At 41.3% G+C, this 25,934-nt stretch carries 30 protein-coding genes; 11 read left to right on the top strand and 19 right to left on the bottom strand.

Annotated features, from left to right (window positions below; all coding sequences use genetic code 11):
* Nucleotides 1–32: 32 nt before the first annotated feature.
* On the top strand, nt 33–689 hold the full coding sequence (locus ACQY4U_RS03955) for a cyclase family protein (protein ID WP_428328081.1): 657 nt from the start codon (nt 33–35) through the stop codon (nt 687–689).
* Between the two features lie 178 nt (nt 690–867).
* Here ACQY4U_RS03955 and hpt read toward each other — a convergent pair whose 3' ends face one another.
* The gene (gene hpt / locus ACQY4U_RS03960) at nt 868–1,404 is read right to left on the bottom strand and encodes a hypoxanthine phosphoribosyltransferase (protein WP_428328082.1); all 537 of its coding nucleotides are present in this window, start codon (nt 1,402–1,404) and stop codon (nt 868–870) included.
* A 66-nt stretch (nt 1,405–1,470) separates the two neighbouring features.
* Here hpt and ACQY4U_RS03965 point away from each other — a divergent pair, with 66 nt between their 5' ends.
* The gene (locus ACQY4U_RS03965) at nt 1,471–2,703 is read left to right on the top strand and encodes a M16 family metallopeptidase (RefSeq protein WP_428328083.1); all 1,233 of its coding nucleotides are present in this window, start codon (nt 1,471–1,473) and stop codon (nt 2,701–2,703) included.
* 17 nt (nt 2,704–2,720) lie between these two features.
* Nucleotides 2,721–3,293, top strand: a complete 573-nt coding sequence (gene def / locus ACQY4U_RS03970) for a peptide deformylase (protein ID WP_428328085.1) — start codon at nt 2,721–2,723, stop codon at nt 3,291–3,293.
* 53 nt (nt 3,294–3,346) lie between these two features.
* Here the strand turns inward: def and ACQY4U_RS03975 are convergent, their stop codons facing one another.
* The 3 genes from ACQY4U_RS03975 to ACQY4U_RS03985 form a co-directional block, all read right to left on the bottom strand.
* On the bottom strand, nt 3,347–3,985 hold the full coding sequence (locus tag ACQY4U_RS03975) for a hypothetical protein (RefSeq protein WP_428328086.1): 639 nt from the start codon (nt 3,983–3,985) through the stop codon (nt 3,347–3,349).
* A 103-nt stretch (nt 3,986–4,088) separates the two neighbouring features.
* On the bottom strand, nt 4,089–4,367 hold the full coding sequence (locus tag ACQY4U_RS03980; protein ID WP_428328088.1) for a NifU family protein: 279 nt from the start codon (nt 4,365–4,367) through the stop codon (nt 4,089–4,091).
* Nucleotides 4,368–4,468: 101 nt separating this feature from the next.
* Nucleotides 4,469–5,566 carry an Mrp/NBP35 family ATP-binding protein gene (locus tag ACQY4U_RS03985; protein WP_428328090.1) on the bottom strand — a complete coding sequence of 366 codons (1,098 nt, stop codon included), beginning with the start codon at nt 5,564–5,566 and terminating at the stop codon, nt 4,469–4,471.
* Between the two features lie 143 nt (nt 5,567–5,709).
* On the opposite strand from ACQY4U_RS03985, the gene ACQY4U_RS03990 reads away from it, so the two are divergent.
* Complete coding sequence (locus tag ACQY4U_RS03990) at nt 5,710–6,684, top strand: NAD-dependent epimerase/dehydratase family protein (protein WP_428328092.1); 975 nt, start codon at nt 5,710–5,712, stop codon at nt 6,682–6,684.
* A gap of 96 nt (nt 6,685–6,780) precedes the next feature.
* On the opposite strand, the gene ACQY4U_RS03995 is transcribed toward ACQY4U_RS03990, so the two are convergent.
* The 9 genes from ACQY4U_RS03995 to rplM form a co-directional block, all read right to left on the bottom strand.
* Nucleotides 6,781–7,146 carry a CoA-binding protein gene (locus tag ACQY4U_RS03995; RefSeq protein WP_428328094.1) on the bottom strand — a complete coding sequence of 122 codons (366 nt, stop codon included), beginning with the start codon at nt 7,144–7,146 and terminating at the stop codon, nt 6,781–6,783.
* Nucleotides 7,139–7,618: a DinB family protein gene (locus tag ACQY4U_RS04000; RefSeq protein ID WP_428328096.1), complete on the bottom strand. Its 480-nt coding sequence runs from the start codon at nt 7,616–7,618 to the stop codon at nt 7,139–7,141. The genes ACQY4U_RS03995 and ACQY4U_RS04000 overlap by 8 nt, the downstream gene beginning before the upstream one ends.
* Nucleotides 7,619–7,621: 3 nt before the next feature.
* On the bottom strand, nt 7,622–9,166 hold the full coding sequence (locus tag ACQY4U_RS04005) for an NAD(P)/FAD-dependent oxidoreductase (RefSeq protein ID WP_428328098.1): 1,545 nt from the start codon (nt 9,164–9,166) through the stop codon (nt 7,622–7,624).
* A gap of 248 nt (nt 9,167–9,414) precedes the next feature.
* On the bottom strand, nt 9,415–10,119 hold the full coding sequence (gene pyrH, locus ACQY4U_RS04010) for a UMP kinase (protein ID WP_428328100.1): 705 nt from the start codon (nt 10,117–10,119) through the stop codon (nt 9,415–9,417).
* Nucleotides 10,120–10,290: 171 nt separating this feature from the next.
* On the bottom strand, nt 10,291–11,412 hold the full coding sequence (nagA, locus tag ACQY4U_RS04015; RefSeq protein WP_428328101.1) for an N-acetylglucosamine-6-phosphate deacetylase: 1,122 nt from the start codon (nt 11,410–11,412) through the stop codon (nt 10,291–10,293).
* A gap of 94 nt (nt 11,413–11,506) precedes the next feature.
* Nucleotides 11,507–12,358, bottom strand: a complete 852-nt coding sequence (gene tsf, locus ACQY4U_RS04020; RefSeq protein WP_428328102.1) for a translation elongation factor Ts — start codon at nt 12,356–12,358, stop codon at nt 11,507–11,509.
* 89 nt (nt 12,359–12,447) lie between these two features.
* Nucleotides 12,448–13,317, bottom strand: coding sequence for a 30S ribosomal protein S2 (rpsB, locus tag ACQY4U_RS04025; protein ID WP_428328103.1), 870 nt, complete (start codon nt 13,315–13,317; stop codon nt 12,448–12,450).
* 18 nt (nt 13,318–13,335) lie between these two features.
* Entirely contained in the window at nt 13,336–13,722 is a 387-nt protein-coding gene (gene rpsI, locus ACQY4U_RS04030) for a 30S ribosomal protein S9 (protein WP_428328104.1), read from the bottom strand.
* Nucleotides 13,723–13,750: 28 nt separating this feature from the next.
* Entirely contained in the window at nt 13,751–14,188 is a 438-nt protein-coding gene (rplM, locus tag ACQY4U_RS04035; protein WP_428328105.1) for a 50S ribosomal protein L13, read from the bottom strand.
* Between the two features lie 269 nt (nt 14,189–14,457).
* Between rplM and ACQY4U_RS04040 the strand changes: the two genes are divergently transcribed.
* Complete coding sequence (locus tag ACQY4U_RS04040) at nt 14,458–15,531, top strand: acyltransferase (protein WP_428328106.1); 1,074 nt, start codon at nt 14,458–14,460, stop codon at nt 15,529–15,531.
* Between the two features lie 128 nt (nt 15,532–15,659).
* Nucleotides 15,660–16,121, top strand: a complete 462-nt coding sequence (locus ACQY4U_RS04045) for a MaoC family dehydratase (protein WP_428328107.1) — start codon at nt 15,660–15,662, stop codon at nt 16,119–16,121.
* 9 nt (nt 16,122–16,130) lie between these two features.
* Here ACQY4U_RS04045 and ACQY4U_RS04050 read toward each other — a convergent pair whose 3' ends face one another.
* Nucleotides 16,131–16,856 carry a hypothetical protein gene (locus ACQY4U_RS04050; protein WP_428328108.1) on the bottom strand — a complete coding sequence of 242 codons (726 nt, stop codon included), beginning with the start codon at nt 16,854–16,856 and terminating at the stop codon, nt 16,131–16,133.
* Nucleotides 16,857–16,985: 129 nt separating this feature from the next.
* Between ACQY4U_RS04050 and ACQY4U_RS04055 the strand changes: the two genes are divergently transcribed.
* Together ACQY4U_RS04055 and ACQY4U_RS04060 are read left to right on the top strand one after the other, a co-directional pair.
* Nucleotides 16,986–18,002, top strand: a complete 1,017-nt coding sequence (locus ACQY4U_RS04055) for an LLM class flavin-dependent oxidoreductase (protein ID WP_428328109.1) — start codon at nt 16,986–16,988, stop codon at nt 18,000–18,002.
* A gap of 70 nt (nt 18,003–18,072) precedes the next feature.
* Nucleotides 18,073–18,531: a PA2169 family four-helix-bundle protein gene (locus tag ACQY4U_RS04060; protein WP_428328110.1), complete on the top strand. Its 459-nt coding sequence runs from the start codon at nt 18,073–18,075 to the stop codon at nt 18,529–18,531.
* A gap of 55 nt (nt 18,532–18,586) precedes the next feature.
* Here ACQY4U_RS04060 and ACQY4U_RS04065 read toward each other — a convergent pair whose 3' ends face one another.
* Entirely contained in the window at nt 18,587–19,396 is an 810-nt protein-coding gene (locus tag ACQY4U_RS04065; RefSeq protein ID WP_428328111.1) for an SDR family oxidoreductase, read from the bottom strand.
* Between the two features lie 128 nt (nt 19,397–19,524).
* Between ACQY4U_RS04065 and ACQY4U_RS04070 the strand changes: the two genes are divergently transcribed.
* Nucleotides 19,525–20,136 (top strand): class I SAM-dependent methyltransferase, encoded by a 612-nt coding sequence (locus ACQY4U_RS04070; protein ID WP_428328112.1) that lies wholly within the window; start codon nt 19,525–19,527, stop codon nt 20,134–20,136.
* Here ACQY4U_RS04070 and ACQY4U_RS04075 read toward each other — a convergent pair.
* Nucleotides 20,133–21,233: a mechanosensitive ion channel family protein gene (locus tag ACQY4U_RS04075; RefSeq protein ID WP_428328113.1), complete on the bottom strand. Its 1,101-nt coding sequence runs from the start codon at nt 21,231–21,233 to the stop codon at nt 20,133–20,135. The two genes, ACQY4U_RS04070 and ACQY4U_RS04075, sit on opposite strands and share 4 nt — an antisense overlap.
* 232 nt (nt 21,234–21,465) lie before the next feature.
* Between ACQY4U_RS04075 and ACQY4U_RS04080 the strand changes: the two genes are divergently transcribed.
* The gene (locus tag ACQY4U_RS04080; RefSeq protein WP_428328114.1) at nt 21,466–21,921 is read left to right on the top strand and encodes an acyltransferase family protein; all 456 of its coding nucleotides are present in this window, start codon (nt 21,466–21,468) and stop codon (nt 21,919–21,921) included.
* Nucleotides 21,922–22,790: 869 nt separating this feature from the next.
* Here the strand turns inward: ACQY4U_RS04080 and ACQY4U_RS04085 are convergent.
* The 3 genes from ACQY4U_RS04085 to ACQY4U_RS04095 all read right to left on the bottom strand — a co-directional run bounded on the left by ACQY4U_RS04085 (nt 22,791) and on the right by ACQY4U_RS04095 (nt 24,715).
* Complete coding sequence (locus ACQY4U_RS04085; RefSeq protein ID WP_428328115.1) at nt 22,791–23,210, bottom strand: luciferase family protein; 420 nt, start codon at nt 23,208–23,210, stop codon at nt 22,791–22,793.
* Nucleotide 23,211: 1 nt separating this feature from the next.
* A complete protein-coding gene (locus ACQY4U_RS04090) occupies nt 23,212–24,126 on the bottom strand; it encodes a hypothetical protein (RefSeq protein WP_428328116.1) in 915 nt (304 codons plus the stop codon).
* A gap of 82 nt (nt 24,127–24,208) precedes the next feature.
* The gene (locus ACQY4U_RS04095; protein ID WP_428328117.1) at nt 24,209–24,715 is read right to left on the bottom strand and encodes a GbsR/MarR family transcriptional regulator; all 507 of its coding nucleotides are present in this window, start codon (nt 24,713–24,715) and stop codon (nt 24,209–24,211) included.
* 202 nt (nt 24,716–24,917) lie between these two features.
* Between ACQY4U_RS04095 and ACQY4U_RS04100 the strand changes: the two genes are divergently transcribed.
* Nucleotides 24,918–25,847: a sugar phosphate isomerase/epimerase family protein gene (locus ACQY4U_RS04100; RefSeq protein WP_428328118.1), complete on the top strand. Its 930-nt coding sequence runs from the start codon at nt 24,918–24,920 to the stop codon at nt 25,845–25,847.
* Nucleotides 25,848–25,934 lie beyond the last annotated feature (87 nt).

Here is a 25,934-nt window from a genome sequence, read left to right on the forward strand (position 1 = left end):
CGTTGCTTTAAAACTTTTAATCCCGCCTGTTGATGGAAACACTCATAGATCTTAGTCATACCATATTCGATGGGTTGGTAACCTACAAAGGCTTGTCTGCTCCAATTATCTGTGATTACCTGAGCCGTGAAAATTCTAAAGGGATCTATGAAGAGGGAACATCGTTCCAGATAGGTAAGATAGAAATGGTTACCAATACCGGTACATATATTGACTGCCCTTTTCACCGGTATGAGGATGGAAAAGACCTGTCGCAAATAGCCCTGGAGCAATGCGCCAATTTAGATGCCATTACCATCAACGCTAAAGGTGCTACCACTATCGGCAAAGAATATTTTGAAGGGCTGGAGCTTAAAAACAAAGCCGTATTGGTTAATACAGGCTGGGCAAAACATTGGAATACGGAAAGCTATTTTGAAGGCCATCCGTATTTAACAGAGGAAGCCGCTATCTACCTTAAAGAAAGCCAGGTTAAATTAGTGGGTATCGACAGCCATAATATTGATAATACCACCGGCAAAACCCGCCCCGTACATACTACTTTATTAGGTGCCGGCATACTGATAGTTGAGCATTTATGTAATCTTGATGCGCTACCCCAAAGCGGCTACCAGTTTAATGCCGTGCCACCTAAAATTAAAGGAGCCGGTACATTTGCAGTTAGGGCTTATGCCTGTTTGAATAGGTAATTTAATCGTTAGTGATATTTCCTATAGAGGCACAATACATTTGCGTCTTCAACACCTAAAACAGATAATATTACAATAGAAATCTCCGCGGCTCTTTGTATCTTTCTTAGTGCTCTTTGTGGTTATTTACCACAGAGAACCCGAAGATCTGGACACGGAGTGCACATGTAGAATATTGTTATACTCTCTTATAAATATCTTTCAGGTTTCTGCCCATTTCCTTGTAATCAAGGCCATAACCTACCACAAATTCATTCTTAATCTCAAAGCCTACATATTTAAGCTCATCGATTTTCTTGATCAGTGCATCGGGTTTTAACAGCAGCGAACAAAGTTTTATGGAGGCAGGTTGTTTGGCCTTTAGTTTCTCTAATAAATAAGTAGCGGTATTACCGGTATCTACAATATCTTCAATAACTAAAACATCGCGGCCTTTAATATCTACGCTAAAATCAATATCGTCGCGTATTTTAAGGCTGCTTTGTGTGCCGCCATAATATGATGCAAGTTTAGTGAAAGTTATTTCGCAGGGAATATCTATTTGTTTAATCAGGTCGGCAATGAATAAAAAGCTGCCGTTAAGTACACCTACAAAAACAGGGATGGTGTGTTGATAGTCGGCGTTAAGCTGCTTGCCTATAGCTTTGATGCGCTCATCAATAGCTGCAGACTTAATAAGGGGCTCAAACTCCAGATCGGCTATCTTTTTTTTCATGCTACTAAATTACTAAAAAAGCCTAAAATATTTGTATTGGCATAAACGCTATCTTTGCGCTTCACCATGACGGATTACCAGGTTTACACATTACCCAACGGCATCAGGATACTTTTCAAACATGCGCCATCAACCATAACACATTGCTGTTTTATTGTTAATGCAGGCTCGCGCGATGAGTTGGTGCACCAAACAGGTTTGGCACATTTTATTGAGCACTTACTGTTCAAGGAAACGGAACGCCGCAGCACCAACCAGATCCTGAACCGGCTCGAGCTGGTAGGGGCCGATCTGAATGCCTACACTACAAAAGAGTATACCTGTATCCATGCATCCCTGCTAAATCAGCATTTGGAGCGCACAATTGATCTTTTTGAAGATATTTTGTTTCATTCTACCTTCCCCAAGGAAGAACAGGAAAAGGAAAGAGGCGTAATTTTAGACGAGATCTCTTCCTATTTAGATCAGCCCGAAGAGGCCATTCAGGATGATTTTGAAAGTCTTTTATTTAAGGGCCACCAGATGGGCGAGAATATTTTGGGTACGCCCGATACGGTTGCCAAACTAAACAGCCTGGATATTGAGCAATTTATAGCTGCTAATTACAATACAGCCGAAATGATTTTTGCTGTTTTTGGCGATTATGATTTTAAAAAGGTGGTAAAACTTTCTGAAAAATATTTTGGAAGTGTCCCCGTAAATCAGGCTAAAAAAGAAAGGCTTACCCCACAAATAAACGGCTATAGTCACAATATTTTTACAAAGCCCATCTCGCAAACCCATTGTATCATAGGTAACCAGGCCTATCCTTCGGCCCATCCCAATAAATATGGCTTATTGCTTTTAAATAACCTTTTAGGTGGTATGGGTATGAGCAGCCGCCTAAACTTAGAGATAAGAGAGAAGCATGGCATTGCTTATACCATTGAATCAAACTATACTTCATTAAGCGATACAGGCATTTTCTCTATCTATTTTGGTACGGATAGTGAAAAAGCCGCTAAAGCCGCTAAGCTGGTACATAAAGAATTAAAAAAACTTCGCGATCAAAAACTGGGCACTTTACAGCTGCACCAGGCCAAAGAGAAATTTATAGGGCAGATAGCCCTTGCGGAAGAGAATCGCATGAGCCTCATCATCTCAATGGCTAAAAGCCTGCTTGATTTTGATTATATCGACTCGCTACAGCAGGTTTTTGACAAAATAAATACGGTTACTGCCGATCAATTGTTAGCCATAAGTAATGAAATCTTTGATAATGACCGTATGATCACCTTATTATTTGAGCCTAAACAATAATCCATTATTTTTGCAGCATGAAATTTCCTATAGTAGCATACGGCGACCCTGTTTTAAGAAGAAAAGCTACGGCCATCGGGCCCGATGAATATCCTAATATAAAAGACCTGGTTGACAATATGTTTGAAACTATGTATGGCGCACGTGGTGTTGGTTTGGCAGCCCCGCAGGTTGGCTTGTCAATGCGTTTGTTTGTGATTGATGCTTCTGTTTTTGACGATGAAGAACCGGCGTTAAAAGGCTTTAAAAAAGCTTTTATCAATGCTACCATATTAGAAGAAACCGGCGAAGAATGGGGCTTTAACGAAGGCTGCCTGAGCATACCCGATATTAGGGAAGATGTTTACCGCAAACCAACGGTTAAAATTTCTTATTACGACGAGAACTGGAAACACTACGAAGAAACATTTTCTGGCATGGCTGCACGTGTGATACAGCACGAATATGATCATATTGAGGGTAAGTTATTCACCGATAAACTAAGCCCGCTCCGTAAACGCCTGATTGAAAAAAGGCTTACCGATATTTCAAAAGGGATAGTTGATGTGGAATACAAAATGAAATTCCCGAACGTTAAAAAAGGAAGATAGTTTATAATGCCGGGAATCAGGATATACTAAATAATGTCCTGATCTCCTGATTTTTAATTACTGCTGTCTGAATTACGGCTCTTATCACCTTCCGAGATCTGCCTGATCAGGCTGCCCCAGTTAAACGGATTAAGCAGCGGGTTAGTAATGGAGTGCGAGTTGAGCACGCCATTATGAAAATCCTGGAAACCGTTCATTTCGCCGCCATCCCTGGCAAGGTTTCTTTCCAATGTCTGGATCGAAGCACGGCTCAGGTTTTTCTTGGCTAATTCCAAATCGTCATCAGCAATTTTCATGGATATAAAATCCTTGCGAAACTCCTCGGTAGTTGCCCACGGAAAAACGTGGAATACCGGCAGGTTAATGATCTGCGGTTTCAGCATCACCTGCAGCGTGTAGCTTTTTGAGGTTATATTAGCAGGGATAACAATACTTATAGAAGCATAACCAACGCTCGAAAAACGGATGGTATCCTGCTCATGTGCTACAAAAGAAAAGTAGCCTTTATAGTTTGAAATATTTACCTGGTTTTGATTAGTGCTGTTAATAATACTAACGTAAGGTACAATTACACCGGTGCTGTCAGCATTGTGAACAATACCACTAAACTGCACCAATGGCCTCTCCTGCTTTTGGGCAAAAGCGGAAATGGCTATGCATAGAAAAAAGAAAAGTCCAATTAACTTTTTCATTAACTAATTAGCGCGCGGCTATTTTTTTATAGGGGTTAAATAAATACTTAAGCAAAAGTAGCTTATTGCTGCAATCCGCATTGCAATTTAACAAAACTTAACACTACCTGAGGTTTTCGGGCAGTACCGCATTCGGATCGTCAATATCTGTTAGGTTTATGGCTTCAACACCGGTAATTTCCGGCACTGCTTTTTTAATGGCTTCTTCTATACCTGCTTTTAAGGTCATAATACTCATAGGGCATGAGCCGCATGAGCCTAATAACTTAAGCTTTACAACATTTTCCGGAGTGATCTCTTCAACAGAAACATTTCCCCCATCTGCAAGCAAATACGGACGAATAGTATCTAACGCAACCTCAACCTGATCTAATAAACTCATTTGTACTAATTTATAAAAGTAAAGTTATTAAATATTTTCTAATTGTGACTAATGCAACAGCAGGCTTACCAAGCGTTTAGCGCATTAACAAAATATTTAATCTAATTGTTTAGTGCCGGGCTTGCATTAGCCTTATCAAAAGCCTTTGCATTACTTATGGCAACCTGCTGTGCAACACTTTTAGCCATGTTAATAAATGCCTTAGCCATTGGGCTGTCATCATCAAGTACAATAGGCGTTCCTGCATCGCCGGAATCACTGATACCCTTAATTAATGGGATCTCGCCCAAAAAAGGGACAGCTAACTGCGCTGCTAATTTTTTACCGCCACCCTGGCCAAAAATGTAATACTTGTTTTCGGGCAGTTCGGCGGGGGTAAAGTAAGCCATGTTTTCAACTATGCCTAAAATAGGCACGTTAATAGCAGGCATCATAAACATCCCGATACCTTTTTTAGCATCGGCAAGGGCTACATTTTGCGGCGTGGTAACTACCACTGCACCCGTAACCGGGAAGGTTTGGGTAACGGTTATATGTATATCGCCGGTACCGGGTGGCAGGTCTATCACTAAATAGTCTAATTCGCCCCAATCGGCATCGTTAAACAATTGTTTTACTGCGGTTGATACCATAGGTCCGCGCCAGGGCACAGGCTGGTTAGGATCGGTAAAGAAACCGATAGACAATAGCTTTATCCCATATTTTTCAATCGGCTGGATCCGGGTTTTACCATTTACATCGCTTGCTAATGGCCTTGCATTCTCTAAGCCGAACATGATAGGGATTGACGGGCCGTAAATATCAGCATCTATAATCCCAACCGTTGCTCCTGTTTTTGCCAGGCCCAATGCCAGGTTAACTGCCACGGTTGATTTACCTACACCACCTTTACCTGATGCTACCGCGATAATATTTTTAACCCCAGGTACACCTGTATTTTTTTGCGAAGTAACCCTTGATGTCATGTTGATATGCACATCGGCTTCCTTGCTGATAAAATGAAGAATGGCGTTGCGGCAGGCATTTTCAATCATTGCCTTTAACGGGCAGGCAGGTGTGGTTAGTATTACCGAAAAGCTAACGCGGTTGCCTTCAATATGTATATCCTGTATCATGTTAAGGGTAACCAGGTCTTTTTTAAGATCGGGTTCCTCAACATTGCTCAGTGCGTCTAAAACTTGTTGTTGGGTGATGGTCATAATATTATACAAATTTACTAAAACAGGACGAAGTAGTGTCATGTTAATGATACTTTTGGGTTTGGCGGGTTTAGGTTGAATTATAGGGTAACATACCCTAAAAAATCAGCACATTTGCAGCTATCACATTTACGCATCAATAAATGATATTAGTTACCGGGGCAACGGGTTTTTTAGGTTCAGAACTGGCGGCACAGCTTGCAGGGCAGGGCAACCGTATCCGGTGCACAAGGCGCGCGGCATCGTTAATTCCGGATATATTGCTCCCTTACCAGATTCAATGGGTGGAGGCTGATATAATGGACATTTTTGCCATGGAGGATGCGCTGAAGGGCGTAACCCAGGTTTACAATTGCGCGGCATGGGTATCATTAAAGCAAGCCGATAAAAAGGAAATGATCCGTACTAATGTTACCGGTACTGCTAACCTGGTTAACCTTTGTATGGAGCAAAACATCAGGCTGGTACATGTAAGCTCGGTTGCGGCTATCGGCTTGGCCAAGCCCGGGGATATGATCACCGAGATCCATCACCTTGACCAGGCTACCGAAACAGATGGTTATGCCATATCAAAGCTTGAAAGTGAGATGGAGGTTTGGCGCGGCATTGCCGAAGGGCTTGATGCAGTTATTGTTAATCCATCCATTATAATTGGCGCAAATGCCGGTACTGATGGCAGCGGACAGCTATTTGAAACCATACGCAAAGGCCTTAAGTTTTACACTGCCGGCAGTTCGGGATTTGTTGATGTGGAGGATGTTGCGAAATGCATGATAGAGCTGATGAACAGCGATCTGACTGCCGAACGTTATATTATAAGTGCCGAAAACCGTGATTACAAACAAATAACTGCCGAAATAGCCAATGGCTTTGGCATACCAGCACCTGCCACCTTTGCAAAAAGCTGGATGATGAGCTTTGCCTGGCGCACAGCCTCCGTAGTGTCTGCAATTACAGGGAAAGAACCGTTTTTGGATAAAGTATCGGCCCAGGCAGCATCCGTAACGCGTGATTATGATAATAGCAAGATAAGGAAAGCGATAGGATTTACGTTTAAACCCCTGAGTAAATCTATCACAGAGGTTTGTGAACGCTTAAAAGTTTTAGCAAGCAATTAATCTTACTCCACACATAGAGGCACATTACCTTGTGCCTCTAAAAGAAATACTTTGTAAGGGAAAGCTGCAAAGTATTGCGCCCATACCGGTAAAAGATCAATATTCTCCTATTGATAATAATACCAGCGTACAGGCATACTCCGTTTCAATACCTTTTTCATTCGCCATTTTACGCAGTTCATTATTCTCCGTTCCGGGATTAAAAATAATGCGTTTGGGGTGCGTGTTTAAAATATAATCGTACAGGTCTTCCTGGTGCTGGGCACCAACATACAGGGTAATGGTATCAATGTCAGTATGGATAGTTTCGGGTTTTTCAATAGGTACGCCCGCTACTTCGCCGGCCTTAAGGCCAACGTTCACTATGGTATGGCCGCTTTTTACCAGCCTGTTTGCCGCAATGTAAGCATAACGCCCTTCGTTGGGGGTTGCGCCTAATACCAATGTTTTTTTATCAGCCATTTATAATCCTTTTTAATAAAGCTATCTGCCCTGTATGATAAACCTGGTGCTGAATAAAACCAACAACTGTTTGTTTGTAAGTAGCTACAGCTTGGCCTTCGCGGTCATAATTTATCGGCTCGTTCCATTGCTCCTCGGGGAAATCCTGGATAACCTTTAACAAATTTACGTTAACCAGTTTCAGATCACTGACATAGGTTTGCCATTTTTCCTCATCCGGATCACCGGGGTGCGGCCAGTCGCCGCTTGATGGCCTTTGGGCATTCATGCCATTCATGCGGTCCATCACCTCTTCTGTCCATGACAGCATGTGCAGCACTATGTTAGCTATATTATGTACCGAGCCAGGGGGCTTCTCGTAAGCGGTTTCAAAGCTTACCTCATCAATAATGGTATATATGGGTGTACCATACCAGGCGGCACCCGATAATACATTTTCAAGGTCTTGTCTAAGTTCTTCTGATATGGTCATGGTTTATATTTTTGAAGCCGCTATGGCACAGTTTATCCCATCAATAGCAGCAGAAATTATGCCACCTGCGTAGCCAGCACCCTCGCCACATGGAAACAGACCGGATACCTGCGGATGCTGCATGGTTTCTTTATCCCTTGGTACCTTTACCGGCGATGAGGTACGCGATTCAACCCCAACCAAAATAGCTTCGTTGGTGTAATATCCTTTCATCTTTTTACCAAAAACCGGCAAGGCCTTGCGTAAGCGCTCATTGATCCAGCCGGGTAAAACTTCTTTTAGTTCTATACTTTTTGTGCCGGGCAGGTAAGAGTTCTCCGGCAGATCAACCGATAGCCTGTTCTCCACAAAATCAACCATCCTTTGGCCGGGAGCTACCAAACTGCCGCCGCCTGCTTTAAAAGTCAATTTTTCTATCTGCTGCTGAAAGCGGAGCATCCGCAGCGGATCATTAGCATTGCCAGCCACATCCTCCATATTTATCTGCACCACGGTACCTGAGTTGGCAAATGGATTATTTCTTTTTGAGGGGCTCCAGCCATTCACCACAATTTCTTCGGCTTCGGTTGCACAAGGGGCTATGATACCGCCGGGGCACATACAGAACGAAAATACACCCCGGTTATCAACCTGCTCTACCAAATTATAGTAGGAGGGTGGCAGGTCTGGTCCCCTGAGTTCGCAATGGTATTGGGCCTGATCAATTATCTCCTGCGGGTGCTCAATTCGCACGCCCAATGCAAACGGTTTGGCCTCAATCAATATCTGCTGGTGATGCAGCATTTCAAATATATCCCTTGCCGAGTGGCCCGTTGCCAATATCACGGCATCGGCCATTAACTTTTCGCCCGATGCTAATTGTACACCTTTTATCTTGCCAAACTCAACTATCAGGGCCGTTACTTTGCTGTCAAAAAGCACATCGCCCCCGGCATTGAGGATACTGTCTTTTATGGAGGTAATTATCTGCGGCAGCTTATTGGTGCCTATATGCGGGCGGGCATCTATCAAAATATCCTCAGTAGCACCATGTGCAACAAAGGTTTTTAATACCGCGTTCACATCGCCCCGCTTGGTTGATCGTGTATACAGCTTCCCATCCGAATAAGTACCTGCGCCGCCTTCGCCGAAGCAATAGTTTGATTCGGGATTTACCAAGCCTTGTTTATTGATATTTGCCAAATCCCTGCGGCGTTGTTTAACATCCTTGCCGCGTTCAACAATAATGGGTTTAAGGCCCATTTCAATACATTGCAGGGCAGCAAATAAGCCTGCCGGGCCGGCACCTATAATAATAATGGGTTTGGCCGTTTTTACCTTTGGGTAGTTAACCGTAAAAGTTTCGGGTGTGTAAACCTCATCAATATATACCTGTACCTGCATGCGGTAAAGCACTTTGCGGCCACGGGCATCAATTGAGCGTTTAAGAATTTTTAAGGCCGATATTTTTTGTGCGGATATATGTAGCGAGGTAGCGGCTATTTTTATTAAAGCGGCTTCGTCTTCCTGTTGCCCGGGCTGGCAAACAATTTCAATTTCTTTTGTCATGCTTGATGCCGGGTTTTTATCCCGGATGCTGCAAAGTTAGGAAAATGACGCAGAAAAATGTGGGATAAAAATGCGGCCTTAAATTTATAATCCGGCAGATTTTAACAGAACAGAAGTTGAAATAAAACCTGGATTGGATAGTAAAAAATCACCCTTTACTATCTGATAATGTTACATCAGGCAATAAAGGGTGATTTTAATTATTTTAAAGTGGTTTGCTTATCAGTAAGCGTATGCTTTAGCGGCTATTATTTTACCAATGTTCCGATAGCTTCGCCGTCGGCAATTTTCATAAAGTTACCTGGCTTATTCATATCAAAAACAATGATAGGGAGTTTGTTTTCCTGGCAGAGGGTAATGGCGGTCATGTCCATTACATTTAGGCCCTTGTCATATACTTCCTGGAAGCTTATTTCGTCGTAACGGGTAGCTGTAGGGTCTTTTTCAGGGTCGGCGGTATAAATACCATCAACACGGGTTCCTTTAAGTACAACGTCGGCTTTTATTTCAATAGCGCGTAATGAAGCGGCAGTATCAGTAGTAAAATATGGGTTACCGGTACCGGCACCAAAAATTACAATTTTACCAACTTCAAGGTGGTGCATGGCACGGCGGCGGATATACGGCTCGCAGATCTGCTCCATTTTTATGGCCGATTGCAGGCGGGTTTCAACACCAATGCTTTCTAATGCGTTTTGCAGGGCCATACAGTTTATAACTGTGGCAAGCATCCCCATATAGTCGGCCTGTGCGCGTTCCATGCCTGATTTTTCGGCACTTAAACCGCGAAATATATTACCACCACCAACAACAATAGCTATCTCAATGCCTTTATCATATACATTTTTAATATCGTGGGCATATTGCAATACCTGTTTATTATCAATGCCATATTGTTTATCGCCCATCAGCGATTCGCCGCTAAGTTTTAGTAGGATTCTTTTATAAGCCATGAGGTAGTTGAGAGTTTGTCAAAAATATAGAAATATAATCAGTGTTAAAATTTTATGTCGACTTTGTTAAGTAATCGACTTTTTTACGCCTCACCTAATCCTCTCCAAAGGAGAGTACTTATCTTCGCGTATTTTACAACCCTCTCCACCGGAGAGAGTAGGGTGAGGCCGTTAAGCATTGTTTGTTAAGTAATCACCCTTAAACACAGTTGCTTGTACCTCAAAGTGGGTATTAAAAACAATCAGGTCGGCATCAAAGCCTGCGGCAACTTTTCCCTTTTGCGGGAGCGAAGCTAACTGGGCAGGGTATAAAGAAGCCATATTAATAGCCTCGGCAAGGGTGATACCTGCATGCTCCACACAGTTTTGTACGGCTTTGAGCATAGTAAGGCTTGAGCCTGACAGCGTACCATCGGGCATAACGTAACGATCGCCGGTAAATTTATGCTGGTAAGCGCCTTCGGTTGCTGCGGTAACGGCATCCGTAATTAAAAATAGTTTATTGCCCAGTTCGCGCTTGGCTAAACGGATCATGGCGAAGTTTACATGGATGCCATCTGCAACGATGCTGGTGTAAGGGCGTTCCTCAAAAATTGCAGGTATGTATCCCGGGTCGCGGTGATGCATCTGCGGCATGGCATTAAATAAATGCGTTACTGCTTTAATGGGGTTGTTTAAAAATGATTTGCCCTGCTCATAAGTAGCATTGCTATGCCCGCTGGAGATAATAACCCCATGATCATTCAGGTAATCAATCACCTCCTGATCCTGCAGCTCTGGCGCAATGGTTATCATTTTAATCACACCATCGGCCTGCTCTATCCAGCTTTTAACTTCGGCAAGGGTAGCTTTTTTAATAAATTTTTCAGGATGTGCGCCGCGTTTTATGGGGTTAAGATACGGGCCTTCCAAATGCAGCCCCCAAAAGTTGCCTTTGCATTTATCACGGTATGTTTTAGCGGCTTCAATGCCTTGCTCAACTATTTGGTTGGTATTTGTACCTATGGTAGCAAAAAAGCCGGTAGTGCCCTGGCTTAACAGGTCGGTTTCCATACGCTCCAATGCCGCTACTTCCGGTGTTCCGGCAAATAGTTTGCCGCCGCTGCCATAAATCTGGAGGTCAATTAAACCGGGAGCAACAAATGCACCGTTAAGGTTTATCTTTTTAACGCCATCAGGCATGGCGCTTTCGTCAGTAATGGCAACTATTTTATCGCCGGTAATTAAAATTACCTTACCCTGGGTAATATGACCATCAGAGATGATCTGCAGGTTGTGGAAAGCTGTTATCATAACAAGTAAGATTAGCTATCGCTATTAGGCGGGAAAGTGAAAATTATTATTCCAAAAAAAATCCCCCTCGCTAAAAACGAGGGGGATAATATATTTAAGCTCCTAAAGCAACCCGCTTGAAGGCGGTTACAGTTAAACCTTTTTCAACAGTGCTCAAAAATTGGGCAACGTTTTTTGATGGATCTTTAACAAACTCCTGGTTTAATAAAGTTGAATCTTTGTAAAACTTGTTTAGTTTACCTACAGAGATTTTTTCAACCATTTCTTCAGGTTTGCCTTCTGCACGGATCTGATCTTTTGCAATTTCAAGCTCACGCTCAATTGTAGTAGCATCAATACCGTCTTTATCAATAGCAATAGGGTTCATGGCAGCAATTTGCATGGCAACGTCTTTACCTGCTTCATCAGCACCGGCAACGTTAGCACTTAAGCCAACCAATACACCTAAACGGAAGTTACCGTGAATGTATGCAATAACTTTTTCGCCTTCAACAACAGCGTATTTAGATACACCGATCTTTTCGCCGATTTTACCAGTTTTGTCGATGATAACTTCGCCAATTTTAGCGGTAGTTGAATCAACGTCAATATCAAGGTCATAAAGGGCTTCAATTGTTGCAGGTTTTGCTTCAACAGCTTTGTTAGCTATCAGGTTAGCAAATGCAATAAACTCAGCATTTTTAGCCACGAAATCAGTTTCGCAGTTTAATTCGATGATCACACCAAATTTACCATCGGCAGATGAACGTGCAATAACTACACCTTCGTTTGATTCTCTGTCCTGGCGGCTTGCTGCTACTTTAGCACCTTTTTTTCTTAAAAAATCGATAGCTGCTTCAAAATCACCATTGGTTTCAGTTAAGGCTTTTTTGCAATCCATCATACCGGCACCAGTTTGCTGGCGCAGTTTATTTACGTCGGCTGCAGATATTTGTACTGTAGACATTGTTTAAATTTTTAAAATGTTGTAGAAACTATAAAGGTTGCAGGCTGCAAGCAAAATATACCCGCAGCCTGCAACCTATAACAATTGAATTATTCTTCAGTTTTCTCAGCTGTTGGAGTAGTAGTATCTTCAACCGCAGCATCAGCTTCAACAGCTACTTTACGGTTTCTTTTTCCGCCTTCGTTAGCAGAACGGTCAACTACAGCCTCAGGCGCATCGGCTTTCGCTTTAGCAACTGCTGCTTCTTTTTCAGCTTCGTCTTCTTTCTCGCGTTTGCGCTCATCCAAACCTTCAATAATTGCCTGTATAATAATACCAGTAATTAATGAGATTGATTTGGTAGCATCATCATTCGCCGGGATAGGGAAATCGATGTTTGAAGGATCAGAGTTGGTATCAACCATAGCAAATGTAGGGATGTTCAACTTTAATGCTTCTGAAACTGCGATATGCTCTTTCTTAACGTCGATAAGGAACAATGCAGCAGGTAAACGGTTTAAATCCGCAATACCACCTAACAATGATTCTAATTTGATACGCTCACGTTGTATCATCAGTCTTTCTTTTTTAGAAAGGTTGCTGTAAGTACCGTCTTTAGTCAATTTATCGATGTTTGACATCTTTTTGATCGACTTACGAACGGTAGCAAAGTTGGTTAACATACCACCTAACCATCTTTCGGTGATGAAAGGCATGTTTACACTTTTTGCATAATCAGCAACAATATCTTTCGCTTGTTTCTTTGTAGCTACGAATAATACCTTACGGCCTGATTTTACAATTTGTTTTATAGCTGCAGCAGCTTCTTCAACCTTAGTTAAGGTTTTATTTAAATCTATAATGTGGATACCGTTACGCTCCATGAAAATGTACTGTGACATTTTCGGGTCCCATTTGCGGGTAAGGTGACCAAAGTGTACACCTGCATCCAGTAAATCCTGATATGTTGTTCTTGCCATTTTGTTGTCCTCCGTTGATTAGCGTTTACTGAATTGGAATCTCTTACGTGCTTTCTTGCGTCCTGGTTTTTTACGCTCAACCATACGGTCATCACGTGTCATTATACCTTTAGCACGCAGGGCTGGTTTCTTTTCAGGATCAAGTTCAACAATGGCTTTCGCTATAGCTAAACGAACGGCTTCTGCCTGTCCTTTAACACCACCACCTGCAACATTTACTTTAACATCAAATTTTCCGGTTGAACCAGAAACCTCAGTGCTCTGAGTTACGATGTATTGTAATGGCAATGTTGGGAAGTACTCTTTGTAATCTTTACCGTTTACGATAATTGCACCGCTGCCATCTACCAGATAGATGCGGGCAACAGCTGTTTTTCTTCTGCCTGAAGTGTTAGTTGTTGGCATTTTTTCTTTTCTCCTTTAAAATTAAAAGTTAAATGGTTGTTGGGTTTTGTGCTGTGTGAGGATGCTCAGCACCTGCATATACATGCAAATTGCCAAACAATGCTTTGCCCAAACGATTTTTAGGTAACATACCACGCACTGCTTTTTCAATTACACGTGTTGGATGTTTTGCCATTAACTCCTTAGGAGAAATGAATTTCTGACCACCTGGATAACCAGTGTAAGAAACATACTGCTTTTCGCTGAATTTGTTTCCGGTCAGTTTTACCTTGTCTGCATTGATAACTATTACATTATCACCGCAGTCTACGTTCGGGGTGAAATCTGGCTTAGTCTTACCACGTATGATCATTGCGATCTTGGTAGACAAGCGCCCCAAAATCTCGCCTTCTGCATCAACAACAACCCATTGTTTGTTGACGGTTTTTTTGTTGGCTGAGACAGTTTTGTAACTTAACGTATTCACTTGCTTTAAATTAAATTAATTAAACGTTTATTATACCCCGCATTTTCGGGACTGCAAAGATACGGGAATTTACTTTAATTGCAAATGCTTTTTGTGATTAGTTGATTGATGTTGATGAAGTTGCCCCGCCAGCTGTTTTTATATTGATTTATGCCTGCAACACCTATCCGGAGTAAACTTACCCTTCCGCCTCAACGTATAAATGCTTGTTGTTTTTAATTTGATGTTGCAGAAAAACAGTAACTTGTACAATAACAATCTAAATCATCATGACCAAAGCCCCTGCATCCCGTAATTATGGCCTGGATATTTTAAGGGTAATTGCCTGTTATATGGTAATACAGGCCCATGCCGGCGAGTTTTATTATATAGGCAATGGCGGAAAGATCACCAACACCGTTGATGCTTACTGGGTGGGCTGGTACAACCCGATATGTATTATATCTGTACCGTTATTTATAATGATCTCGGGGCTTTTTCTTTTCCCGGTAACTGATGTTTCTGCATTTTTTAAAAAACGGTTCAGTCGTATCTTAATCCCCTTTGTTATATGGTGCGTATTTTATGCACTTTATTATTACTTGCGGGGTTATGCTGATCTGGCCACCACGCTTACTAATATCAGCAATATCCCGCTTAATTATGGGGCGCACATAGGTCACCTTTGGTTTGTATATATGCTGCTGGGTATTTATTTGTTTGCACCAATTATTTCGCCGTGGATCCAAACGGCCAGCCGCAAAAGCATGGAGTTTTACCTGGTACTGTGGGCTGTTACCCTTACTGTTCCCTATATCCATTTATTGGTGCCTGAAATTTGGGGCGAAACTTTTTGGAACCGCACCCCAATGCTTTATTACTTTTCGGGCTTTTTGGGGTATGTAGTGATGGCCAACTATATTAAACGCTACCACATGGAACCCCGGCGATGGAACTACATTGCGGGTATTGCGCTGTTGATTGCAGGGTATGCCATAACGACCTACGGCTTTATATACCGCCTGCCCACCGAAAAATTTATAAGCAAGCTGGCGCTTACCTGGGGCTTTGAAACCATTAACGTTGCCATGATGACCGCCGGGGCATTCCTGATGTTCAAAAACATCAAGATAAAAAATCCTGATTCGGCCTTTATGCGGCTGATGATTGATATTGCGGCAAAAAGCTACGGTATCTACCTGGCCCATATCCTTATTTTAAATGCGGTACATTCTTTCTTTGATCATCGTTTGGGCAGCGCAGCCCTCAAAATACCGGTTATGGGCGTATGTACCTTTATAGCTACATTTATAGTAGTTAAACTATTGTCTTTTCTGCCTAAAAGTAAATGGATAGTGGGCTAAATTAATTTCGTGGTTTAAAACGGTAAAAAGCAGCTAAAAACTGCACACAGTAATTTCACAATATCCCGCAGTTTATTACTTTTACGGCACGATTATTAAGACCACTTTTAATAAAGAATAAGCTATATATGGTAATTATTAAAAACTACGCTGAGTTTGAAAGCCTTTTGGGTAAAGAAATTGGCACTTCGGGCTGGCATACCATTGACCAGCAGCAAATAAATAAATTTGCAGAGGCCACTATTGATCATCAATGGATCCATACCGATCCTGAAAGAGCAGCAACTGAAGGCCCTTTTAAGGCTACTATTGCACACGGTTACTTAACGGTATCACTATTGCCTTATTTTTGGCACCAGATAGCCGATGTACAAAACCTTAAAATGGAGATCAATTACGGTATTGAGAGCATCAGGTTTGCACAGCCGGTTAAAGTTGATAGCCAGGTTAGGTTGATAGCCAAGCTTGTTGCCATAGCTAACTTGCGTGGTATTACCAAAGCCACTATTGGCGTTACGATGGAAATTGATGGCGAGAAAAAACCGGCCTATACAGGCGAGGTTGTTTTCCTTTACCATTTTTTGAATTAGCGTATTAATTTATTGGGGTGGGGGGCCTAAAGTTACAACGGCCCCCATGTCATAAATTACCCAACGATCAAAGCCATAACTTGAATCCCCACGTTTTAATAAAGGGTTATATTCTTTAAGATAGTCATCAAATAATGATCGATAAATTGTATATTCTTCATTGTTGTTGTATGGGTCATATAAACCATCAATTAGCATAAAGTTTAAAGTAAATGGAATGAATGTATATCCCTTAAACTTTTTTTCTATTTTGGATTTTAAAAAATTAAAATCAGCTTCAAATTCCTTATAAGGCGAAACGGTCACAATGTTGATTGATGCATATTGTCGACGTTCATCTGTAATAATAGTTTCATCAAACCCATATATTGTAAAAAATGGACCTACAAGACTAACGGAATAGTGTAACTTTTTAAAATGTATTAAATCTTGATGCTTGTGTTTTGAAAGTATTAAGTTTGAACTAAAACTTGGCCTGAATGCACCTGTTACAGCTTCAGTTTTTTTCTTAGACTCAACTCTAATTTCTTTGTTGAAATCACTCCATCTTGATTTGTAGTTTTTCCGGTTATGGATGCTGTCAATAACAATATCACCCAATTCAATTTGTCCTGGAAACTTATCATAAGCGGGATCATCACCTTTAACACCAATAGGATAATATTTCAATATAGCATCAAATATTCGCCCATAAAAATCATTTTGTTGTTTAGTTAGCGGAAAATGGAATTTCATTTTTAAATTATTGTTTAACTTAAAGATATGAATATATTAAACTTATAGGGCCTGCTTTACAATAACCCCTCCCCAAAAAAACTTTACAATCTATCCACAAGCCCTTGTGTATTTTTGTGTTCATAAGTTATGGACACAAAAAACATCAGGCTAAGCGTTCTTGATCAATCGCCCATTCGTAAAGGCGCAACTGCCGAGCAGGCGATACAGGAAACCGTAGCATTAGCAAAATATACCGACAAATTAGGCTATACCCGCTTTTGGGTATCAGAACATCATAATACCAGCAGCCTTGCAGGCTCAACCCCCGAGGTACTGATGGCTCACCTTGCCGGGCAAACCAAAAATATCCGTATCGGATCGGGGGGCGTAATGATGCCTAATCATAGCGCCTTAAAAGTTGCCGAAAACTTCCGGATGCTGGAAGCCTTGTTCCCGGGCAGGATAGATCTGGGCATGGGCCGTGCCCCGGGTACCGACAGGATAACCGCATCCATGCTGAACCCATCGAACCAGTTTCGCGAGCAGGACTTTATCGAGCAGCTTTATGAACTCAATAATTATTTTCATGACAGGGGCGAACCCGGAACACCGCAGTTAAAGATCAGGGCAATTCCGCAGATCCAAACCGTGCCTGAGATGTGGCTGCTAAGCTCAAGCGGGCAAAGCGGGCTGTTTGCCGCGCATTTTGGTATGGGCCTTGCATTTGCACATTTTATAAATCCATTTGGCGGCCCCGAAGCTGTTGCTTTATATAGGGAGCGTTTCAAACCATCAGAAGATATGCCTAAGGAGCAGGCCAACCTTGCCATTTTTGTTTTTTGCTCAGAAGATGAAGAGAAAATAAGACAGCACCAGGCTTTAATGGATTACCGTTTTAACCAGTTTGAAAAGGGTGGTGGTTTAACGCCTGTTGGTTACCAGGATATTAAAGATACCGTTTATTCGCCGGCCGAAATGGACCGGATCCGATATAACAGGAGCAGGGTTGTTACTGGCACACCAACCGAAATGAAGCTGAAATTAAAGTGGCTGGCGGAGGATTATAAGGTGGATGAAATAATTGCAGTTACCATTACCGAAGACTTTGAGGACAGGCTTAATTCCTATAGGTTGTTGGCCGAAATATGCGATATTGGAAAATAAATATATTTTAAGTTAAATTTTAATCTTGGCAAGATAGTTGATTATGCTTTTATATACAAAAACTATCTATATGGAAACCATCGAAAAATCAATTGAAGTGTTAAATGATCTGATTGAGATCAATAACGACCGTGTTGCAGGCTTTGCACATGCTGCTAAAGAATTGGAAGCAAATGACAACGATCTGAAAATTATTTTTGAAACATTGAGAGACGAAAGTCGTGAAAATGTACATGAATTAACTAATGCCATTAACCAAAATGGTGGCGAAGCTGAAACAGGTACAAGCGGAAGCGGCGCACTGCACCGTGCATGGCTTGATGTAAAAGCTACCTTTACCGGCCACGACCGTAAAAGCATTTTAGAAGAATGCGAACGCGGTGAAGATGCCATTAAAAAAGCGTACCAGGATGCTTTATTGCCTGATAGCGGTTTGTCACCAGCGTTTACCAGCATTGTATCTCGCCAGCAGCAAGGTATAATAATAGCACACAATAAGATCAAAGCGCTACGCGATAGCCAGGCTTAATTGTCTGCATAATAATCATAAAAAAGGCCGGATGAACCGGCCTTTTTTATGATTATTATTTTATCCCGTAATGGTCGTTCATTAGTTTTTCAAACAATCCACCCGGTAGTATGGCTTTAAGTGTGGGTACAATAGTTTGCCCTATAGCGCCAACCAGGTAGCGGTGTGCCGGGCTTGAGGCATCAACTATCTGGCAAAGTTTTTTGCCGATCAGATCGGGGCTGGCACCTATGCTTTCGTCTTTTTCCATTGCGGCAACTGCTGCGTTGTACTCTTTCTCCAGCATTTCATTTTTTATAGGGAAAGGAACTTTTTCGCGGTTTTGGGTAAAGTCTGATTTAAAGTCGCCGGGATTGATGAGGGCTATTTTAATTCCTGTATTTTTCAATTCCATCCTTAAACTCTGGGAGTAACCTTCCACTGCATATTTTGATGCGCTGTACATTCCCTGGTAAGGCAAACCAAAAAGGCCCGCTAATGAGCTGATGTTAACTACTAAACCTTTTTTGGCTGCTATCATTTTTGGTAATACGGCACTGCTAACGCGCACCACACCAAAAAAGTTAACCTCAAATTGTTTTTTAGCAAAATCAACAGGCATGGCATAAGCCGGGCCTGTTACACCATTACCGGCATTATTTACCAGTACATCAATCTTTCCTTCGGCCTTAATAATTTTATCAATGGCAGCATTTACTGATGCATCGTCGGTAACATCTAATTGTATTGGCTTAAATGATACTGATTTAAGGCGGTTAACATCACGTGCCGAACCATAAACTGTATGCCCCTTAGCCTGTAGTGCGGTTGCACACGCCAAACCTATGCCAGACGAAGCGCCGGTTACAAGAATTACTTTACCCATTGTTTAATATGCTTAATGTATTGATTTATAATACTGAGCCGTAAAAATGCAAATTAATAGGGAAGTAGAAAAATTGTTTGTTGAATTTTAATTTAGTGAATTAATAACAAAGCGGTTAAATTGCCAACATGCAAACCCCGCTTCAAAAACTTTACGGCAATATTGATATTTACCTGTTTGATCAGTTATTGAAAGGCACTTATACTGCTTGCCATAAGGTACTGGATGCGGGTTGTGGCGGTGGCCGTAACCTTGTTTATTTTTTGCAGAACGGTTACGATGTTTATGGTATTGACCCAAACCCCGAGGCGGTTGAGGCCCTGAAGCAATTAGCAAAAGAGCTATCGCCCAAAAACAATAAAAAAAATTTTAAGGTTGCGGCTGCGGAAGACCTGCCTTTTGAGGATGCAACTTTTGATTTAGTGATTAGCAGTGCGGTGCTGCATTTTGCAAATAACGAGGCGCATTTTGATAGTATGCTGCTTTCCATGTGGCGGGTATTAAAACCGGGCGGCTATTTTTTTGCAAGGCTGGCCTCTGATATCGGGATTGAAAACCTGGTTGAGGATTTAGGCAACAGCCGGTATGTTTTGCCGGATACCTCCGTACGCTTCCTGGTGAATGAACAGCTATTGCTGGGCTATACCGAAAACCTTAATGCCTACCTGCACGAGCCTATTAAAACAACCAACGTACAAAACCTGCGCTGTATGACTACCTGGTGCCTGCAAAAGCTTTAAGCCTGTGGTTTAACCGGAGGGACAACGTCGAGGTCCATGTTTTTCATTACCACCCGGTTTAATGGCAAACTTTCGGGGTGGTTATCTCTTACAAACCTGATCAGCCCTTCGCGGATATAGCAGCGCAGATCAAACGCTTGTGATGAATCGCGGGCGCTCATCAATGCCCTTACTTCTATTGTTTTTTCTTTGGCATCAGTTACTTGTATAACTTTTACGCGCTTATCCCATAAAGGGGTTTTACTTAGCAGGTCATCAAATGCAATACGCAAAGCATCAATGGGTGTATTATAATCAAGGTATAAAAACACGGTACCCAATAACTCTGATGTAGTACGCGTCCAGTTTTGAAAGGGTTTTTCAATAAAGTAATTAATGGGGAGTATCAGCCTGCGCTGATCCCATATATTGAGCACTACATAAGTAAGTGTTATATCTTCCACGCGCCCCCACTCTCCCTCAACAACCAATACATCATCCAGGCGGATAGGCTGTGTAAAGGCTATCTGGAAACCGGCTAAGAAATTGGCCAATGATTTTTGAGCGGCAAAACCAATTATTATTCCGCCAATACCAACGCCCGTTAGCAGGCCGGCGCCTATCTTTCGCACGTTATCAAAGCTGAGCAAAATAACGGCTACGGTTATAAATATAATAAGCGTGGCCATTACCTTTTTTATAAACTGCATTTGCGTGCGTATTTTACGCTCTTTCAGGTTATCTGCTTTGTTTAGGTCATAAGTATGGTAAACAAAATCTTCAAAAACATCAACGGTGTTTATTAACAGCGTGGCAAATGATATAACCAAAGCTATTTCAACCACGCGGCTTAGCATAGCAATGTACTCAGGGCGCATATCCATCAGCGGGATCATCAGGTTCAGCACCAGGAGCGGCACAAAATGATTTAAGGGCCGGCTAAGGTGGGTAATTATACTACGAAACAGGGAGTAATCTTCTGTTTGCTTGTAAAAATTAAGCAGGCCTTTAATAATAAACTTAACAATTATGCCGATAATTATTGCTGCTGCAAAAATTATCGGATTCCAAACTAAAGGGTCAATTCTACCCGACCAGCTTTCAATTAATTTTTCCATACGATGCCAATTGCCCTTATAACACCGGGCTAATGATTTTGTTGGCCTTAAGTATATATGGGGTTTATCAGCGTAGAAGCATAGGTTAGGGAAGCCTTTTTTAATATAATCCCGATGAAAGTAATATCATATATTTAATACTTGCTTATTATGAAATATAAATGCCAGATGAAACTTAATTTATAGGTTTGCAGTGTATCAATTTTTACAGAAATAAAACTTTAAGTGAAATATGGGGCGAATTAAAATATTGGATGGTTTTAGATGTGTAGCAATATTGATTGTGATTTTATTTCATTTTACAAGCGTTTATGCAAACCAAAATACGCTGATCTATTGGCCATATATAGTAAAAAAGCTTTACCCGTATGGGTCTAAGTACGCCGGTTATTTTGAATTTGGACATTTAGGTGTACAGTTATTTTTTATGATCTCTGGCTTCGTAATATATATGACGCTCGAAAAAACCAACTCTTTTTCAAGGTTTATTATAAAACGTTTTTTGAGGCTCTTTCCATTGCTGTTATTATGTTCTATAATTACTTATATCGCTCCCTTTCTGCTTGATCCCGAAAAAAGATATTTAATTTTTCACAGGCCGGCGCATAACTTTTTGCCTAGTTTAAGTTTTACCGACCTTTGGATGTGGAATATAATTTTGAAAACAAAAAGTGTTGAGTATATATAATGTTTACTGGACATTAGGGGTAGAGATGAAATATTATGTGTATGCGGCCATCATATACTTCGTATCTAAAAAGAATTTTTTCAGGAACTGGCTTTATGTTAACCTGCTTGTAATTTGCATATACGCTTTTATAATATTTTTACTCCGGTCTCACCCGGGGTTAATGAGCATAAAAAAAATATTTGAGGTAGAATTTTTTGCAGAACAAATTATCTTTTTTACACTTGGTTCATGCTTTTATAGGCTTTATCAATCCATAAGCATTCAAAAGCAAGAGTATTTTTTAGTTATAATAGCAATAGTTATGTGCGCCAGCTTTTTGCATGTAAGTAGTTATGTGGCTATGTTTTTCTTTTCTGCATTATTCGTAACTTTTTAATGCAAGCCCGAGTACCTTGCTTTCATGTCGAGCAGGCCAATAGTATTTATTGGCTTAATCAGCTACCCCTTATATTTAATACACGAAAATATAGGCTTATTATTGATAAACTTTTTAGCAGATAAATCAGGGTTCAGGTTTTCCGAAATTTTTATATTGGTTGTGATCGTGCTGCTTATACTGTTTGCCTATATATTACATATATATGTTGAAAAACCCTCGGGCAGGCTGGCAAAAAAATATTTGTCATAGCATTAAATCAATGGCTTATGCCAATTTTAATAATTGCAGAAAGCACTAAAAACAGAAACGGGGCTGTATCTCTTTTGATACTGCCCCGTTTTGTTTCCCCACATGGACTCGAACCACGATTGTCTGAACCAGAATCAGAAGTGCTACCATTACACCATAGGGAATTATATGGTGTTTATTGAAAAGCTGTTACCGCCTTGCGCTGCAAATATATAAATAATGCTATTTATATGCTTACTTACCTGCTATTGATTTTTTGATAGGCTACCGCTAACAGTGTTACCGCGTAGGCAGCATCATCTTTTGTGCGGATATAAAAACTTATCCACCCCGAAATAGCAAAAGTGTGATGATCGCTGATCCTTCCCTCGGCCATCAGTTGCTGTTTCGCTTTTTTGCTGAGCAGTATATCCATTAAGCCATTGCTGTGGATATGACCAAGCTCGCGGCCCCGGCAATTAAACTGTAAACCGCCATATTTATGGATGCCGGTGCTCAGGCCCTGCCAGCATAAAACTTTGCTTTCAATTTCGTCAATATAATCAAGCAGGGTGGGGTGGGTTATCAGCGTCCATACCTTTAGCTGGCTGTCAAACACTTTTGCAACCAAAGGCACGGCCTTTAAAAAACCAAGGTATTTAATAATCCACTTAAACATTTTAGGGTTGTTCGCTTAATTCTTTAATGTGCTGCATGACCCTTAAATGTACATTGCGGGTAATGCTTTTTGCCCAAACATCATAATACCATATCGGGAACACGTACAATTTATACCAGCTGTTGCCAATTAAGGTAGTAGTGCCGTTGCCATTATCCTTTAATAAAAACTGACCGCGTTCAATATCAATATGATTCATGATCTCGGGGTCTTTAGGCTGATCAATCACATCAAAAGTAAGGTTCTGCCCCGGTTCATAGGTGGCTATCCGTTCGCCAAAAACATAGCCGTTGCTAAAAATACATTTGCGGCCCGCGCCTTTGTAATACCCTTCAACGGTTGATTCAATGGGGCTGGGCATCCCCATTTTAAACAGCCAGTAAGTAGTTGGCTCTTGGATCCGTTTAAAGGCCACTACATTTTTCCATACCTTATTGGGCGGGGCATTTACAATAATGGTATCTGATACCATATTTTCATACTCGTGCTTTGAAAGGGCATCACCCATAAAAATAAAGATCAGCAAGGCAAATACACTTACATTTAAGGTGTTATTATCCCTTTTATACATGTTGCGCCCTATAAATGCACCCGTTACTATAAAGCAAAGTATCAGTGGCGATACAATAACCAGGCAAATTATGCCCTCGCCTAAAAAAATTGAGCTCAGCACTATAGCCAGCAGGCCGTTATAGCAGGAGTAAACGGTGAGCTTTTTACTGCTTAACCTGAGATCCTGCCAAAACCAGCCGCTGATCATACCCATCAGGATAGGAACAATCACAAATTCCGAAAAAATAAAGATCCCGCCACCTTCCTGCGGGATGATATATTTTGACAGTCCGATAATAGCCATCCCTATTAAATTTGAGATCAAAAACCCCTTTACTTTTGAGCTGAGGATATTTTTAAGCATGGATTTTATTTTTTATGGTGATAGGATTTATTATGAATTGAACTTTCAGTAATAATTGAAATGTAAGGTGATAAAAAAAGATCTATTTAAAGATCTTAAAAATAGACTTCCAAAACCAGCTTTCATCAGCCTTTAACATGGTTTCCAATGTTTTGTCGACGTTTTTAGCCAGCTTGTTTATATCTGTTACTGATTTATTAAATGTTTTATAAGCCGGGTCTTTATTGTCGCCCTTTATTTTCGACAGTTCATCCAGTATTTTAATCACCGGGTCAAGCTCTCTTTTGCGGCGCTCTTTTGCTACCTGCCGGGCAATGTTCCAGGTATCTTTATCAGCAAAAAAATACTCTTTACGTTCGCCCGGCTTGTGCTGTTTTTCAACCAGTCCCCAGCCCATTAAATCTCTTAGGGTCATGTTGGCATTACCGCGCGATATGCTTAGCTCTTCCATAATCTCTTCGGTGGTCAATGCATCGGTTGTTACCAATAGCAGGGCATGTACCTGTGCCATGGTACGGTTTATACCCCATTCAGATCCCAGCTTGCCCCATGCCTCAATAAACTTTTGCTTTGCCTCAGGTAGTTCCATATACAAATATGGATAATGTTATTAAACTTTCAAAATATTTTGAAAGTTTATTTTTGTCACGTTTGTAACTATTTAAGCGTCATAGGTAAACAACACAAATTCGTTACGCTTAGCTATTGTAAATCAACAATCTATTATATAGATTTGATTACCCAACTGATCGAACCAATTAGTTCCAGACCTATAAAATATTTTTATTGAGATGAAAAATCAAACCGTTTCCAGGCGCCAGTTTATTGGCGTGGGGATGCTTGCTGCTGCAGGTATAGCCCTAACATCAAAAAGTTCGTTTGCAAGCTCCATACTTGCCCCAACCAAACCTAACTCCATGATAAATGGTGTACAGATAGGTGTAATAACTTACTCTTTTAGAAGCATGCCAGGCAGTGCCGAACAGTTGCTGCAATACTGCCTTGATTGTAACATAAATGCAATTGAGCTGATGGGTGATGCTGCCGAAGCTTATGCAGGTGCACCCAAATGGGATAGCAACGGTGGCTTTGCTGCTAAAATAGCCGACTGGCGCGCTAACGCCCCTATGGACAAGTTTATTGAACTGCGTAAAATGTACAATGATGCAGGCGTTAATATTTATGCCTGGAAACCCAATGCACTTGGCGAAAAAAACATCGATGCCGAAATTGATTACGCCTTTAACGCCGCTAATGCGCTTGGCTGTACCCACGTAACCGTTGAGTTGCCAGAAGATCCTGAACAAACCCAGCGCCTTGGTGATAAAGCTGCCGAACATAAAATAATGGTAGGCTACCACGCGCACGCACAGGCAACCCCTACTTTGTGGGATACCGCTTTGGCACAATCAGACTATAACGGGATTAATTTAGATATTGGGCATTATGTAGCAGGTACCAGCAGCAGCCCGGTTGATTTTATTATCAAGAACCATAAAAAAATTGTGAGCATGCACATTAAGGACCGTAAGTTTAAAGACGGGCCAAATATGCCCTGGGGTCAGGGAGATACCCCAATTAAAGAAGTGCTTGCTTTAATGAAAGCTAAAAAATATAAATTCCCGGCTACTATTGAGCTGGAGTACAAGATACCTGCAGGCTCTGATGCTGTTAAGGAAGTTATAAAATGCCGTGATTATGCACAAGGTGTTTTGGCTTAATAGCTTCAAGGCTTTTATAAAAATATGTAGTATTAAATTGCCCTGTAAGTACCGCCCGTTTTTGTTAAGGGCAGCACTTATAGGGCA

The sequence above is a fragment of the Mucilaginibacter sp. genome (assembly GCF_965277465.1).
In the GTDB taxonomy this organism is placed as follows: domain Bacteria; phylum Bacteroidota; class Bacteroidia; order Sphingobacteriales; family Sphingobacteriaceae; genus Mucilaginibacter.